Source organism: Shewanella mesophila (genome assembly GCF_019457515.1).
Taxonomy (GTDB): domain Bacteria; phylum Pseudomonadota; class Gammaproteobacteria; order Enterobacterales; family Shewanellaceae; genus Shewanella; species Shewanella mesophila.
This window is the reverse complement of the sequence record NZ_CP080421.1, coordinates 3,814,026-3,830,013: the sequence shown is the minus strand read 5'-3', so window position 1 is coordinate 3,830,013 and position 15,988 is coordinate 3,814,026. Positions and strand designations below refer to the sequence as shown.

Genomic DNA, 15,988 nt, shown 5'->3' with positions numbered 1-15,988 from the left:
AGGGGCGGCGCTAGTGAGTAAATCGCAACTAAACCTAACCCGAATTGTTTTACTGGATCTCTGGCATCACAAATGGGTGCTGTTGCTGGCTGCTATCGTGTTAGCGAATGCGGTTTTAGTTGTGTATACCAGCCATGCTAGTCGTAAGTACACCACCCAGTGGGATCAGTTATTACAGGAAAGAGATCGACTCGATATTGAGTGGCGTAATTTGCTACTCGAAGAGCAATCGCAATCGGAGCACAGTCGCGTGACCCGTATTGCAACTAAAGAGCTAAATATGAGCAGGCCGCTGCCCAATGAAGAAGTGGTGGTAAGAGTACCGTGAATAAGCAGGCTAAACGTAAGCAAAAACCACAACTGTTCCACTGGCGTTTATACGTCGTGGTGGCTTTTGTGTGTGTGTTGTTTACCAGTTTAGTGGGCCGAGCCGCATATATTCAGATCATTGAACCCGAAAAACTGCGCCATGAGAGTGACATGCGCACCTTGCGTACAACGAGCCGCGAAGTGCATCGCGGTATGATCACCGATCGTAATGGTGAGATGCTCGCGGTGAGCGTGCCAGTTAAAGCCGTTTATGCCGACCCGAAAGTGGTTCATGACAAAGATGGTTTTGCCGATATGCGTCGCTGGCAGGCGTTAGCCGATGTGTTACACGAGCCCAAAGATGACATTCTAGAGCGAGTACAATCCAATCCTAAGAAGCGATTTACTTACCTAAAACGTCAAGTGACTCCTGCGGTCGCTGAATATATCAAACAGCTAAAATTGCCTGGTGTTTACCTTAAATCAGAATCACGTCGCTACTATCCAACCAGTGAAATTACCGCACAACTTGTTGGGTTAACTAACATCGACGACATCGGTATCGAAGGCATAGAGAATACCTACAATAATTGGTTAACAGGAACACCGACTAAACAGAAGGTGCGTAAGTCCCGCGACGGTCATGTGGTTGAGCGTCTCGATACTGTACAAACCGGTGAAAACTCAAATGATTTAGTGCTCAGTATCGATCAGCGAATTCAGCAGTTAGCCTATCGTGAGATCAAGCGAGCGACTGAAATTAATCAGGCGACATCGGCATCAATTGTTGTGCTCGATGTGCACACTGGCGAAGTGTTGGCGATGGCTAATACACCATCTTACAATCCTAATTCTCGCGATAATTTACAGAGTTATCGTATGCGTAATCGCGCATTGACCGATGCCTATGAGCCGGGGTCGACCATTAAACCTCTTGTGGTCGCGGCCGCATTAGAAGCTGGCACTATCGAAGAAGATCAAATATTTAAGACACATCCCGGGCGTATTCGCATCGGTGGAAAGATTGTTCGTGACGGCCGTAATTACGGTGATATGAGCTTAGGCGATGTATTGGTGCACTCAAGCAATGTGGGGATGACACAGATTGCCTTGTCCATGCCAGTGCAGGAGTTACTGGGTTACTACCAATCTATGGGGCTGGGTAACTACTCTGGAATTAATTTGCCTGGCGAGAGCGCAGGAATTATTCAAGACCGCCGTCGTTGGTCCGATTTCGAACGCGCGACCTTGTCATTCGGGTACGCATTGACTGTGACGCCGCTACAGATCGCGCGCATGTATGCCATGTTGGGTAGTGGTGGTGTGCTATATCCCTCTTCTATTTTAAAACTCAAACAAGCACCTGAAGGCGAGCAAGTGATCTCACCTCATGTGGCACAGAGCGTGATGGAGATGCTTGTGGGTGTTACTGAGCCGGGTGGAACGGCGAAGAAAGCTCATATCGATGGCTATCCAGTTGCAGGCAAAACTGGTACAGCGCGTAAGGCCGTCGCAGGTGGTTACGGTGAAGATTATGTTGCCCTATTTGCAGGCGTCGCGCCGGTACACAATCCAAGACTTGCTATGGTCGTTGTCGTTAATGAGCCAAAAGGTGATCGTTATTATGGCGGCGATGTTGCTGCTCCCGTGTTTGCCAAAGTGATGTCAGGTGCACTACAGATGTTAAATGTTGAGCCCATTAGCGCTCGTGAAAAAATTAAATTGGCGGGCAATGTAAGGAGAGGCGAATGATGTTAATCCGTGATCTGCTTGCGCCTTGGTTTCATTATTCTGGCCCTGAGTCTATGACTCATCTGAGTCTTGATAGTCGTGAGATCACGCCAGGTTTTGTCTTCGTCGCTGTGCCTGGGCATCAAACCGATGGGCGTCAGTTTATTGAGGCTGCACTGAGTAAAGGTGCTGTCGCTGCCTTGGTTCACACAGATGACCCTCAGCAACATGGCAAAGTCAGTCGTGACGCTGGTTTGCAGATCCAATTTTTTCAACTATCGCGTCAGCTGTCAGCATTAGCATCCCAGGTCTATAGCCTCGGCATTGAACGTACCAAGTTGATTGGGGTGACGGGAACCAATGGCAAAACCTCGGTGACTCAGTTAATCGCTCAGTTATGTGATGCCATGGCACTCAAAAGTGCAGTCATGGGAACCTTAGGTAACGGTTTGTGGGGAGCCTTGACTGAGAGTGGTAATACCACGGCAGATCCGATAACTGTGATGCGTCAAATCCATGATTTTGATGAGCAAGGCGCTAAAGTGTGTGCAATGGAAGTCTCTAGTCATGGTCTAGTTCAAGGGCGTGTCGATGCGGTGCCGTTTGATGTGGCAGTGTTTACCAATCTCAGTCGTGATCATCTCGATTATCATGGCACTATGGATGCGTACGGAGCAGCCAAACAACGTCTATTTCGTTTTAGTTCGTTATCGAATGGCTTACTCAATGTCGATGATCCTATCGGTCTGCAATGGTTACAAGACAGGCGCGATAATGGCTTGATCGGCTTTAGTGTTTTAGGAAACGCCCATGCCACTATCTACACCAAGGCTGTAAAACAGCATGCCAATGGCGTGAGCGCTACCTTGGTCTGGCCCGAAGGTGAGGCTTTAATCGACTCTCCTTTACTTGGGATATTCAATCTCTCCAATTTGGTCGCCGCACTGGGTGCACTGTATCTGTGTGGTTATTCGATGACCGAATTGCTAAAGCATGTTTCTACTTTGCGTCCAGTTGCTGGTCGAATGGAGCGTTTTACCGCTCAAAATGGGGTTACTCTCGTTGTCGATTATGCCCATACCCCAGATGCTATCGAACAATCCTTAAAGGCATTGAGAGGCCACTGTAAAGGCAAACTCTGGTGTCTTTTTGGTTGCGGTGGTGATCGTGATAAAGGCAAGCGTCCTTTGATGGCACAAGCTGCAGAAGCTAACGCCGATTGTGTCATGGTTACCAGTGATAATGCTCGTAGCGAAGATCCTCAGTTAATTATCAAGGATGTACTTAACGGTTTATCTCGCCCGCAGGTGGCGTTGACTGAAGTCGATCGTCAAAAGGCGATAGAACAATTGGTGACACTGGCTTCGTCTGGCGATCTTATCTTACTGGCAGGCAAAGGACATGAGACTTACCAAGAAATAGCGGGTAAGCGTCTAGATTATGATGAGCGAGCGTTTGCTGAAGCGATCTCAAGGAGAGCACTATGATCTCCTTGAGCCTATCTACACTTGCTGCGCACTTAGATGCAAGCTTAGTTGGACAAGATGTCACGATTAAAGCGATCTCCACAGATAGCCGTGAAGTCGATGCAGATACTCTGTTTGTTGCATTGAGAGGTGAGCGTTTCGATGCTCATGATTTTGCTCAAACGGCGGTCAACAATGGCGCCAGAGCACTATTGGTTGAGCGTGAACTTCCTGTAGCCGTCCCACAGCTGGTGGTGGCTAACAGTCAGAAGGCGATGGGGCAGATTGGTGCTTATATAAAGCAAACCATAGCACCTAAATCGGTTGCATTAACGGGGTCAAACGGTAAAACCAGCGTCAAAGAGATGGTGGCGACGATTTTGTCTCAATCCCACTCAGTGCTCTATACCGCGGGAAATTTCAATAATGAAGTGGGTGTGCCTTTAACTCTGCTGCGCCTAGAGCCCCAACATGAATATGGAGTGTTCGAATTAGGAGCAAACCATCTCGGAGAGATTAATTACACTTCATCTTTGGTGCAACCTGATGTGGCAATGGTTAATAATGTCGCCTCGGCGCATCTTGAAGGTTTTGGCTCGTTAGAAGGCGTTGCTAAGGCAAAATCAGAGATTTTTAATCATCTAGCGGCTGACGGTATTGCGGTGATTAACGGCGATGATGAATTTGCCGATGTTATGCGAAAGGCGGCAAAAGCGTATCGACAACTTTCTTTCTCTAGCCAAGGTCAAGTTGCGGATGTATCAGCGACTGAATTGCATGCCGATATCGTTGGACGTTATCAGTTTCAATTGACCTACAAGGACGAAGTGAGGCCTGTTATCTTGCCTTTATCTGGTCGTCATCAGGTGAGTAATGCTCTGGCGGCAACCTCTATCTGCTTGGCGCTCGGTTTGAGTCTCGATGAGATAGTGGCTGGCCTTAAATTACTCACACCAGTCAAGGGGCGGATGCTGCCAATTCAGCTAGGTCGAATACTATTAATCGATGATAGCTATAACGCCAATCCTGCCTCGGTAGGCGCAGCAATTGACTGGCTTCAAGAAATTGAAGGAAATCGTTGTATAGTGCTGGGCGATTTGGGGGAATTAGGGGACAATGCGGCCCTTTTACATCGGCAATTAGGCGAAAAAGCTAAATTGCAGGGGATCGATGCGTTGTTCTCGCTAGGAGAGCTTAGCCGAAATAGCAGTGAGGCATTTTCGGGGCAACATTTTACCCATTTAGATGAGTTAGTAGTCGGTTTGATTAATTATTTTAACCAGTTAACAGGAAATGTGACTGTGTTAGTTAAAGGTTCTCGTAGCGCTAAAATGGAGCGAGTTGTCGAAGCCTTAAATGTCGCCTTTGAGCGCAAGGAGTTGTTTTAATGCTGGTTTATCTGGCTGAGTATTTAACCCAATTTTATTCAGGGTTTAACGTATTTTCCTACGTCACATTTAGGGCCATTCTTGGCCTGCTAACTGCCATGGTATTTAGCCTTTGGTGGGGACCTAAAATGATCGAGCGTCTGCAAATGTTGCAGATAGGTCAAGTTGTCCGTAACGATGGGCCGGAATCTCATTTCAGTAAGCGGGGAACCCCGACTATGGGCGGCTTACTCATCTTGGCTGGCGTGTTTATCAGTGTGCTGCTTTGGGGCGATCTCGGTAGCCGTTACGTATGGGTGATGCTGTTTGTATTAGGCGCATTTGGCTTAATTGGCTTTATTGACGACTACCGTAAGGTGGTACGGAAAGATACTAAGGGATTGATCGCTCGCTGGAAATATATTTTGCAGTCCCTTGCCGCCCTCGCGATTGCCTTTTACCTCTATGCATCGGCGCAAGACGTGGGTGAAACCCAACTGGTTGTGCCATTTTTCAAAGATGTGATGCCCCAGCTCGGTGTGTTTTTCATCGTGCTAGCCTACTTCACCATCGTTGGTGCGAGTAATGCGGTTAACCTAACTGACGGATTAGATGGCCTGGCCATTATGCCGACTGTGATGGTTGCGGCGGCATTTGCTTTGATTGCCTATTTATCGGGACACGTTCAGTTTGCAAACTATCTCCATCTTCCCTATTTACAAGGCTCGGGCGAGTTAGTGATCGTCTGCACCGCAATAGTCGGCGCAGGTTTGGGCTTCCTATGGTTTAACACTTACCCAGCGCAAGTTTTTATGGGTGATGTAGGCTCTTTGTCTCTCGGCGCGGCCTTAGGAACGATTGCCGTTTTGGTGCGTCAAGAGATCCTATTAGTGATTATGGGTGGCGTATTTGTGATGGAGACTGTGTCGGTGATCTTGCAGGTCGGGTCATACAAACTACGTGGTCAGCGCATTTTTAGAATGGCACCAATACATCATCATTATGAATTGAAAGGTTGGCCTGAGCCTCGAGTGATCGTTCGCTTTTGGATTATCTCACTGTTTTTAGTGTTGCTAGGTCTAGCAACCTTAAAGCTAAGGTAAAACGCTATGGCAAGTTGTTATACGCACGTCGTTTTAGGCCTGGGAGCAACAGGGCTCTCCGTGGTGCGTTATTTGACTAAGCAGGGCATTACGCCGTTGGTGATGGATAGTCGCGAGCACCCGCCCGGACGCGAACAGCTAACTGTTGAATTTCCTGAGGTGTTGTTGATCACTGGCGGATTTGATTGTCGCTATTTGGTACAAGCGAGTCAGATTGTTATTAGTCCCGGTATTCCTATGGATACGCCAGAGATCCGTGCGGCCTTAGATATGGGGATTGATATTGTCGGTGACGTTGAGCTTTTTGCACGCGCTATCGCGGATAAGGCGCCTTGTGTCATAGGAATTACTGGATCGAATGGTAAGTCTACTGTGACGACGCTGGTTGGGCAGATGGCGGCTAAGTCAGGGATCAACTATGCCGTGGGCGGTAACATAGGTATTCCTGTGTTGGATCTACTTGATAAAGATTATGAACTTTATGTTCTTGAGCTTTCTAGCTTTCAGCTTGAAACAACTAAAAGCCTACATTGCATTAGCGCTACTTGCCTGAACATCAGTGAAGATCACATGGATCGATATTCTGATATAGATGCCTATCGTCAGGCCAAATTGAATTTATATCAGCAGTCTAAGTTGGCTGTCGTTAATCGCGACGACTTACTGACACTGCCAAACGAGCCCATGAATCAAACCAGTTTTGGTTTATCAGTTCCAGATGGCGATGAGTGGGGAATCGATCACGGTATTTTGGTTCATGGCGCAACTGAATATGTTGCGGTGGAAGATATCGCATTAGTCGGTAGCCATAACCAGGCTAATTTATTGGTCGCGATGGCATTGGCTGACAGTGTTGGGATAGAAAAGGCGGCAATGATCGAGGTGGCGACCCAGTTTACAGGGCTTGCACATCGTTGCGAGTTGGTTGCGAAGCTACATGGGGTCAGCTTTGTTAATGACTCTAAAGCTACCAACGTTGGTGCTACGGTCGCGGCACTCAATGGGTTATCGGCCCATAAAGGAGAGATCATCCTTATTGCTGGCGGCGAAGGCAAAGGCGCCGATTTTACTCAGCTTTCTGAGGCATTCCAAGATGTCAGCCAACTTATCACCTTAGGTAAAGATGGCGATAAGATCGCGGCGATATTTGAGGGTGCGATCAAGGTTGAATCAATGGCAGAAGCGGTCACTCAAGCTGCAGCACTGGCTAAAGAGGGGGATATTGTGTTGCTGTCGCCCGCATGTGCGAGCTTAGATATGTATAGCAACTTCATGGCTCGTGGCGATGATTTTAGAGCACAAGTTGCAGCACTAGATGCTGGGGCTGTCAATGCGTAACGATGAGCGTCAGCTCAACTTATTTGGTGGCTCACTCGCTTGGTCGCTACCAAGTCTGTTTAGTCAGCGTGAAGCGCCTGGGATGCAGCTCTATGACAGATCTCTGTTGTTTGCTGTGATGTCGCTGATTGGTTTCGGTTTTATTATGGTCATGTCGGCGTCTATGCCCGAGGCGCAGAGTTTAACCGGGAATCCATACCATTTTGTATGGCGTCATATTGCTTATATCACGGGCTGCGTCGTTATTGCAGCAGTTGTATTACAGATTGAAATGCATCGTTGGCAACAACTGAGTCCGATATTGCTGTTAGTCGTTGGCATTATGTTATTGGCCGTGCCGATCGTTGGTACTACAGTTAACGGCGCGACTCGCTGGTTATCGGTTGGGCCTATTCGGATCCAGGTAGCCGAGTTAGCTAAGTTTGCCTTTGCCATCTATATGGCGGGTTATCTCGTTAGGCGGCACCAAGAGGTACGAGAGAACGCTAAAGGCTTCTATAAACCCATCGCAGTATTTGCGGTTTATGCCTTTTTGATCTTACTGCAACCAGATTTAGGCACGGTTGTGGTTTTATTCGTCGGCACAGTTGGTTTGCTGTTTTTGGCGGGGGCGAGATTACTCGACTTTTTTGCGTTGATCTTGACTGGTGCAATGGCATTTGTGGGTTTGGTCCTGCTAGAGCCGTACCGGATGCGACGAGTTACTTCGTTCATGGATCCGTGGCAAGACCCTTTCGGTAGCGGCTATCAGTTGACCCAATCACTGATGGCATACGGTCGTGGCGATTGGTTAGGCCAAGGTTTGGGCAACAGTATTCAGAAGTTGGAATATTTGCCTGAAGCACACACAGATTTTATCTTCGCCGTGATCGGAGAGGAGCTTGGGTTCATCGGCATTATTGTAGTGTTGTCAGTTTTACTGTTTGTGGCACTAAGGGCGATAAAATTAGGCAATTTGTGTTTGCTTAGAGATAGCGCGTTTGAAGGCTATTTAGCTTACTCAATTGGCATCTGGATCTGCTTTCAAACTGTGGTGAATGTTGGCGCCAGTATTGGCATGTTACCCACAAAAGGGCTAACGCTGCCTTTTATTAGTTATGGCGGCAGTAGTTTATGGGTGATGACCGCAGCAGCAATGTTGCTCATTAGAATTGACCATGAACGACGTTTAGGCCTTATTCAGGCGGTACAAGGTAAGGTGAAATAATGGCCTTAGAAAAACGAATTTTGATCATGGCTGGTGGCACGGGTGGACATGTATTTCCGGCGTTAGCTGTGGCTAAGCATTTGGTAAAACAAGGTTGGAAAGTACGCTGGCTCGGCACCGCCGAGCGGATGGAGGCTCGCTTAGTACCGCAACATGGGTTTGATATCGATTTCATCGATATCAAAGGTGTGCGTGGAAATGGCGTGATCCGGAAATTGGCCGCACCATTTAAGATCCTGCGCTCAATTATGCAGGCACGTGATGTGATCAAAGAGTTTAAGCCTGATGTTGTCTTAGGCATGGGCGGATTTGCAAGTGGTCCAGGTGGTGTTGCAGCGCGATTAAGTGGTATTCCACTAGTGCTACACGAGCAAAATGCCATCCCAGGGATGACCAATAAGCTGCTATCGCGTATCGCAAGTCGAGTGTTATGTGCGTTTCAAAATACCTTTGAATCTGGCGCTGAAGTTGTAGGTAACCCAATTAGAACTGAGCTGATCGCATTGGGTCAGCAAGATGCTGTCAACGCAGAAGACGATGCGCTAAGGGTCTTGGTCGTTGGCGGCAGTCTTGGGGCTAAGGTGTTTAACGATTTAATGCCTGCGGTCACTGCTGCGGTGAGTAAGCATCATTCGATTACGGTATGGCATCAAGTCGGCAAGGGTAATTTGGCGACTGTTGAAGGTGAGTATCAACAACTTGGCCATTCGGGCAGCGTAAAGGTTGCTGAGTTTATTGATGATATGGAAGCTGCATATCGCTGGGCTGATGTGGTGCTATGCAGAGCCGGCGCGCTCACCGTTTCAGAAGTGGCTGCGGTCGGCTTACCCAGTTTGTTGGTTCCTTATCCCCATGCGGTGGATGATCATCAAACCAAAAATGCCCAAGTATTAGTTGAAGCTGGCGGTGCCTTTTTATTACCGCAAGCCGTATTAGATAGTGAAAAGTTGATCAGCAAATTAGAGATGCTGGCCTCAGATAGACTGGCCCTAGATGAAATGGGGGCATTAGCGAAAAGTGTTGCAGTACTAGATGCAACAGACAGAGTCGCTGAGGTTTGTATTGCGCTGGCAAATAAGGATTCAAATGAGTAAAGCCGAAGAGAAATACGCACAATTGAGAACGTTTATCCCAGAGATGCGTCGTGTAAAGCAGATCTATTTTGTTGGGATTGGCGGTGCGGGTATGGGCGGCATTGCTGAAGTATTGCTAAATGAAGGGTATCGCTTAAGTGGTTCTGATATTGCGGAGAATGCGGTGACCACCCGATTAAGACGCTTAGGAGCTAATGTCTATATTGGCCATCAGGCCGAACAAGTTCAAGGTGCCGATGTGGTGGTGGTATCGACTGCGATTGATGCAAGCAATCCAGAGATTATGGCTGCCAAAGAGCTGCGTATTCCCATTGTTCGCCGAGCGGAGATGCTGGCTGAATTGATGCGCTATCGTCATGGTGTTGCCGTTGCTGGTACTCATGGTAAGACCACGACCACAAGTTTAATCGCCAGTATTTATGCCCAGGCTGAGCGCGATCCGACTTTTGTTATCGGTGGCTTGCTTAACAGTGCTGGTACAAATGCGCGATTGGGTAAGAGTCGTTACCTTATTGCCGAAGCCGATGAAAGCGATGCCAGCTTCTTGCATCTGCAACCTATGGTCAGCGTGGTAACCAATATTGAAGCTGATCATATGGATACCTATGAAGGCGATTTTGAAAAGTTGAAATCTACCTTCGTCGACTTTTTGCATAATCTGCCTTTTTATGGTGTTGCAGTTACCTGTATCGATGACCCTGTCGTTAGAGAGTTATTACCGAGGATTGCCCGAAAAGCAGTGACATACGGTTTTAGTGAAGATGCGGATGTGCAGGCACTTAATTTTGTTCAGCAAGGTTATAGCAGCAGCTTTACGGTACGCCGCCAAGGTTTGGATGATCTCGAACTGAAGGTCAATCTACCTGGTCAGCATAATGTGCTTAACGCGCTGGCAGCAATTGCGGTCGCAACAGAAGATGAGATTGAAGATGCGGCAATCGTTAAAGCCTTAGCTGAGTTTCAAGGGATTGGTCGTCGTTTTCAACAGCTTGGCGAATTCGCTATCGACGCTGGCGATGTGATGCTAGTCGATGACTACGGGCATCATCCAAGTGAAGTGGCCGCAACCATTAAGGCGGCCCGTTCAGGATGGCCTGAAAAACGCTTAGTTATGATCTACCAACCGCATCGTTATAGTCGAACCCGTGATCTTTATGAGGATTTTGTCGAGGTTTTAGCTCAGGTCGATTGCTTGGTACTGCTTGATGTCTATGCCGCGGGTGAAACACCTGTGCCGGGTGCCGATAGTAGAGCCTTATGTCGTTCCATAAGACAGCGTGGACAACTTGAACCTATTTTTGTTGCCGATCCTGAGCAGTTACAGACAATTTTATCCAGTGTGTTACAGGGCGGAGATCTGTTGCTGACTCAAGGAGCGGGTAATATTGGCGCAATCAGTCGTCAGCTAGCCGACTCGAATCTGCTGTTTGAGCAGGCTCAGTAATGCCGTTTTGTTGTGCGGATTTATAGGCAGATGATGAAGCTTTTGACGCTATGGCAGAGGTCGCTATAATGACCGGTTATTTACGGCAGCATATGAATAATGATTTGGTTGTTTTTTGTACTGAAAATAGTGTGTTAGGGCGATAACTAATGTCCTGGAGTGACGTGGGGATTGGCTGGAAAAATAGACTGAGACAGGTTGATTGGTATCTCTGTTTCGGTTTGATTTTTCTGTTCCTCGTTCTCTGTGGATTATGCATTGGGGGCTGGAAGCTTCATTTGGTGTTAAATGATGCAGATGCACTGCCCATTGAGGCGGTGGCGATTAAAGGTGAGAGGCGTTTTACGTCCGACCAAGAGATCCAAGATGCCTTGCAAGATTTAATGCAGCGCAGTTTTTTTTCGGCAGACGTTAACCAGGTACAGCAAGCGTTAGAGGCGTTACCTTGGGTTTATCAAGCATCGGTTCGGCGCGAATGGCCCGCAAAATTGAAAGTGTACTTGGTTGAACAAACCGCGGTGGCTCACTGGAATGGAACTGATTGGCTTAACGATCAAGGACAGGCATTTAAAGCACCGATGAAAGAAGGGGTGGGTGAACTACCTCATCTAGCTGGCCCTGAAGATCAGGCATCATCGGTACTGAGCAATTACCAGTTGGTCAGTGAGTTATTAGGAATAAATGGTTTCAAACTAAGCCACTTAGAGTTGAGTCCTAGGCATGCATGGCTGGGTGTACTAGACAGCGGCATAGAATTGAAATTAGGACGAGAAGATAAAATGGCAAGGGTTCAACGCTTTATTGATGTGTACCCCACACTGGTAAAGCAGGGAAAGCCCTTTGCTAGAGTAGATTTGCGCTACGATACCGGATTGGCCGTAGGTTGGGATGATGCACAAGAAGAGAGCCGTTAATTAATGACCAAGAATCAAGATAGAAATCTGATCGTTGGATTAGACATAGGAACATCTAAAGTTGCTGTGATCATTGGCGAGGTGCTACCTGACGGAGAGATCAGTGTGGTCGGCTTAGGTAGCCATCCTTCTCGTGGAATGGACAAAGGTGGTGTGAACGATCTTGATTCCATTGTACGTAGCGTCCAACGAGCGCTCGATCAAGCGGAGTTAATGGCCGATTGCCAGGTCGCCTCTGTCTATTTGGGGATCTCAGGTAAGCATATCGAGTGTCAAAACGAAAATGGCATGGTATCGATCAATGACGAAGAGGTGACTCAGGAGGATGTGGATAATGTGATTCACACCGCTCGTTCAGTGAAGATCCCGACCGAGCGTCGTATTTTGCATGTACTACCACAGGAATATGCCATCGATGTGCAAGATGGAATTAAGAGTCCTATTGGCATGTCGGGTATGCGTATGGAAGCCAAGGTGCATATTGTCACTTGTGCTAATGACATGGCGAAGAACATTACCAAGAGTGTTGAGCGATGCGGTCTAAAGGTTGATGACTTGGTATTTTCGGCAATTGCATCTGCCGACTCAGTGCTCACCGATGATGAGAAAGATCTTGGTGTATGTCTGGTCGATATGGGCGGTGGTACCACAGACATCACTATCTATACCAATGGTGCGCTTAGGCATTGTGCAGTTGTGCCGGTCGCAGGTAACCAAGTGACTAGCGATATTGCCAAGATTTTCCGTACGCCGTTATCGCATGCAGAACAGATCAAAGTGCAATATGCCAGTGCCAGAAGTTCAATGGTCAGTCGTGAAGACAGTATCGAAGTGCCATCGGTTGGTGGACGTCCATCACGTACCATGTCTCGCCATACCTTGGCTGAAGTGGTCGAGCCTAGATACCAAGAGTTGTTTGAATTGGTACGTAAAGAATTAAGAGACTGTGGCCTTGAAGATCAAGTTGCCGCAGGGATTGTATTAACAGGTGGTACGGCCTCTATTGAAGGTGCGGTGGATGTTGCTGAAGCGACATTTGGTATGCCAGTACGAGTGGCCGAGCCATTACCTGTAAAAGGTTTATTTGAATATGTGAACCAACCCATCTACTCCACAGGTGTTGGGTTGTTACATTATGGTGCAAGAAGGGTCATTGAACGTCAGTTCGAACGACCAGAGCGTCAAGGGGTAACCAGTCTTTGGAATCGGGTCCAAAGTTGGTTTAAGGGCGAGTTTTAAGCTTAATAACGCAGACTAAACGGAGATAATACCATGTTTGAGATCATGGATAGCCATTCAGATGAGGCGGTGATTAAAGTCATCGGTGTTGGCGGTGGCGGCGGAAACGCCGTAGAACATATGGTAAAGCACAACATCGAAGGTGTTGAGTTTGTTGCCACAAATACAGATGCACAGGCGCTACGCAAGTCAGCGGCTGGCACAACCATTCAGTTAGGCCGAGATGTCACTAAAGGCCTTGGTGCTGGGGCTAACCCAGAGATCGGGCGTCTAGCGGCTGAAGAGGATAGAGAAAATATTCGTAATGCGATTAAAGGATCTGACATGATCTTTATTGCAGCGGGTATGGGCGGTGGTACGGGTACCGGCGCAGCACCAGTGGTGGCAGAAATTGCTCGTGAAGAGGGCATTCTAACCGTTGCTGTAGTGACTAAACCTTTTCCTTTCGAAGGCAAGAAGCGTATGGCCTATGCCGACCAAGGTATCGAAATGCTCGCTAAGCATGTCGACTCTTTGATCACTATTCCAAACGAGAAATTGCTAAAAGTATTAGGTCGCGGCACCTCTTTGCTCGACGCATTTGCAGCGGCAAATAATGTATTGCTAGGTGCGGTGCAAGGTATTGCCGAGCTAATTACTCGCCCAGGCCTTATCAACGTGGATTTCGCGGATGTGAAAACCGTGATGTCTGAGATGGGTAATGCCATGATGGGTACTGGCGTAGCAAGTGGTGAAGACCGTGCCGAAGAAGCCGCTGAAGCTGCTGTTGCAAGTCCGCTGCTCGAAGATATCGATCTAGCGGGTGCACGTGGTGTACTTGTTAACATCACTGCTGGCATGGATATGAGTATCGAAGAGTTTGAAACTGTCGGTAATCACGTTAAAGCTTATGCATCAGATAACGCAACAGTGGTAGTGGGCGCGGTTATCGATCCAGAAATGAGCGATGAGCTACGTGTGACTGTTGTTGCAACGGGTATTGGGGCAGAGAAAAAACCAGACATTCAGTTGGTATCTAAGCCTGCACCACGTCAAGAGCCAGTGGCTGCACAAGAAGTTAAAATCGAATTGCCAGTTGACGAAGCTATGCCACAAGCGATGGGCGCAGGTAATGTTGTACCTGTTGCACAACCTGCGGCAGCGACAGCGCCAAAGAGTGATCTTGATTATTTAGATATTCCAGCATTTTTGCGCAAGCAAGCTGACTAATTGGGTCGTTAGACATTGTTAGCGATTGCGATGGTTAAAATTAGCGCGTAAGTCATTTAGACGCTAAATTTTGGTTAATTGGCAAAGATATGCTAGCATGTCCGACCTGCCGCGCTTTTGTGCGCTGCTTTGTTGTGCCAAAATAGTATGCTTTTTGTTGAGATATAACGGGTAAATACATGATTTTTCAAAGAACTGTTAGAGAAATGGTTAAGACCACTGGTGTCGGATTGCATTCCGGTAACAAGGTGACTTTGACGATCAAACCCGCGCCAGTTAATACGGGGATCGTATTGGTTCGTACTGACTTAACCCCTAATGTTGCGATCGCAGCGAAAGCGGATCAAGTTCGTGAAACGACCATGTGTACGGCGCTTGTAAATGACGATGGTGTTCGTATTTCTACGATTGAACATCTATTTGCTGCTTTAGCGGGTTTAGGGATCGACAATGCAGTTATCGAAGTCGATGCGCCTGAAATTCCGATCATGGATGGCAGTGCTAGTCCATGGGTTTTCTTACTGCAATCAGTTGGCATTCAAGAGCAAGCGGCAGCAAAAAAATATCTAAGAATTAAGCGCCCTGTGCGTGTTGAAGATGGTGACAAGTGGGCAGAGTTACGTCCATTTAAAGGGTTTAGAGTCGATTTTGCTATCGATTTTAATCATCCTGAAATCGCCAGAAGTCAGCAGCATATGGTGATGGATTTTTCATCGTCTGCATTTGTTCGTGATATCAGTCGTGCAAGAACCTTTGGTTTTATGCGTGATATTGAATATCTACGAGCAAACAACCTAGCATTAGGTGGCAGTATGGAAAACGCCGTTGTGCTTGATGAATATCGCGTCCTCAACCCCGATGGTCTGCGTTATGAGGACGAGTTTGTTAAGCACAAAATTCTCGATGCGTTCGGTGATCTCTATGTTGCCGGTCATGCTATCGTCGGTGAATTCCGTGCGTTTAAGACTGGGCATGCGCTGAACAATCAGCTGGTTCGTGCCCTGTTAGCCGAGCAAGGTGCTTGGGAGTTAGTGAGTTTCGAGAAAGAAGAGGAGGCTCCAGTGAGCTTCGCAGTGCCTACCGGTGCCACTTTCGCCTAATTCAGTATTAGGATTGCCTTGAACGGCTGGCTAAAGCAGCCAGCCGTTTTAGTTTTTGTCCTAAAGAACCTTCTGTATGGTCTGCAAGCGCCTGTATATGGGCCGCTGCAGTTTCGCTTATTTGGTTGTGAGCCGGCTTTGATTTTGTTGCATACATATTTAGGCCTGGGTTGACTTTAACCTCAATAGCGGACAGCATGGGAAGCGTTTCGACTTGTAACTGTTGTAACATTTTGGGCTTTTGAAAGTTAATTCGTGCAGCCCATGCCGCAGTGGTGGTTTCGATAACGAGCACACCTTGACGGAAATTGGCAACTTTAAGATGTTCCGTGACAGGACCAGTCATCACCTGTTTCACATAGTGATCCAAGTGAAGTAATAGTTCTGCTTTTTCAGCAATGGAAGGTAATTGACCTTGCTGATGTAGTAGCTGACTGAGATCCTGCGGGGGCTTTTTCATAACATAA

At 47.5% G+C, this 15,988-nt stretch carries 14 protein-coding genes; 13 read left to right on the top strand and 1 reads right to left on the bottom strand.

Annotation, left to right across the window (positions count from 1 at the left end):
• Positions 1–13 precede the first annotated feature (13 nt).
• The 13 genes from ftsL (at position 14) to lpxC (ending at position 15,521) form a co-directional block, all read left to right on the top strand.
• Positions 14–328, top strand: a complete 315-nt coding sequence (gene ftsL / locus K0I73_RS16855) for a cell division protein FtsL (RefSeq protein ID WP_220062181.1) — start codon at positions 14–16, stop codon at positions 326–328.
• Complete coding sequence (locus tag K0I73_RS16850) at positions 325–2,061, top strand: peptidoglycan D,D-transpeptidase FtsI family protein (RefSeq protein WP_220062180.1); 1,737 nt, start codon at positions 325–327, stop codon at positions 2,059–2,061. Before ftsL ends, K0I73_RS16850 begins: the two co-directional genes overlap by 4 nt.
• On the top strand, positions 2,058–3,527 hold the full coding sequence (gene murE / locus K0I73_RS16845; protein WP_220062179.1) for a UDP-N-acetylmuramoyl-L-alanyl-D-glutamate--2,6-diaminopimelate ligase: 1,470 nt from the start codon (positions 2,058–2,060) through the stop codon (positions 3,525–3,527). Before K0I73_RS16850 ends, murE begins: the two co-directional genes overlap by 4 nt.
• Entirely contained in the window at positions 3,524–4,894 is a 1,371-nt protein-coding gene (locus K0I73_RS16840; RefSeq protein ID WP_220062178.1) for a UDP-N-acetylmuramoyl-tripeptide--D-alanyl-D-alanine ligase, read from the top strand. Before murE ends, K0I73_RS16840 begins: the two co-directional genes overlap by 4 nt.
• Positions 4,894–5,976 (top strand): phospho-N-acetylmuramoyl-pentapeptide-transferase, encoded by a 1,083-nt coding sequence (mraY, locus tag K0I73_RS16835; RefSeq protein WP_220062177.1) that lies wholly within the window; start codon positions 4,894–4,896, stop codon positions 5,974–5,976. The genes K0I73_RS16840 and mraY overlap by 1 nt, the downstream gene beginning before the upstream one ends.
• 6 nt (positions 5,977–5,982) lie before the next feature.
• Entirely contained in the window at positions 5,983–7,314 is a 1,332-nt protein-coding gene (gene murD / locus K0I73_RS16830; protein ID WP_220062176.1) for a UDP-N-acetylmuramoyl-L-alanine--D-glutamate ligase, read from the top strand.
• Positions 7,307–8,521, top strand: a complete 1,215-nt coding sequence (gene ftsW, locus K0I73_RS16825; protein ID WP_220062175.1) for a cell division protein FtsW — start codon at positions 7,307–7,309, stop codon at positions 8,519–8,521. Before murD ends, ftsW begins: the two co-directional genes overlap by 8 nt.
• A complete protein-coding gene (murG, locus tag K0I73_RS16820; RefSeq protein ID WP_220062174.1) occupies positions 8,521–9,615 on the top strand; it encodes an undecaprenyldiphospho-muramoylpentapeptide beta-N-acetylglucosaminyltransferase in 1,095 nt (364 codons plus the stop codon). Before ftsW ends, murG begins: the two co-directional genes overlap by 1 nt.
• Complete coding sequence (murC, locus tag K0I73_RS16815) at positions 9,608–11,059, top strand: UDP-N-acetylmuramate--L-alanine ligase (RefSeq protein ID WP_220062173.1); 1,452 nt, start codon at positions 9,608–9,610, stop codon at positions 11,057–11,059. Before murG ends, murC begins: the two co-directional genes overlap by 8 nt.
• Before the next feature lie 149 nt (positions 11,060–11,208).
• Positions 11,209–11,973 (top strand): cell division protein FtsQ/DivIB, encoded by a 765-nt coding sequence (locus tag K0I73_RS16810; protein ID WP_220062172.1) that lies wholly within the window; start codon positions 11,209–11,211, stop codon positions 11,971–11,973.
• A gap of 3 nt (positions 11,974–11,976) precedes the next feature.
• Positions 11,977–13,212 (top strand): cell division protein FtsA, encoded by a 1,236-nt coding sequence (ftsA, locus tag K0I73_RS16805; protein WP_028763076.1) that lies wholly within the window; start codon positions 11,977–11,979, stop codon positions 13,210–13,212.
• Between the two features lie 33 nt (positions 13,213–13,245).
• A complete protein-coding gene (gene ftsZ / locus K0I73_RS16800; protein WP_220062171.1) occupies positions 13,246–14,421 on the top strand; it encodes a cell division protein FtsZ in 1,176 nt (391 codons plus the stop codon).
• Positions 14,422–14,600: 179 nt separating this feature from the next.
• Positions 14,601–15,521: a UDP-3-O-acyl-N-acetylglucosamine deacetylase gene (gene lpxC, locus K0I73_RS16795; RefSeq protein WP_220062170.1), complete on the top strand. Its 921-nt coding sequence runs from the start codon at positions 14,601–14,603 to the stop codon at positions 15,519–15,521.
• Between the two features lie 7 nt (positions 15,522–15,528).
• Here lpxC and K0I73_RS16790 read toward each other — a convergent pair whose 3' ends face one another.
• Complete coding sequence (locus tag K0I73_RS16790) at positions 15,529–15,981, bottom strand: DUF721 domain-containing protein (protein WP_220062169.1); 453 nt, start codon at positions 15,979–15,981, stop codon at positions 15,529–15,531.
• Positions 15,982–15,988 lie beyond the last annotated feature (7 nt).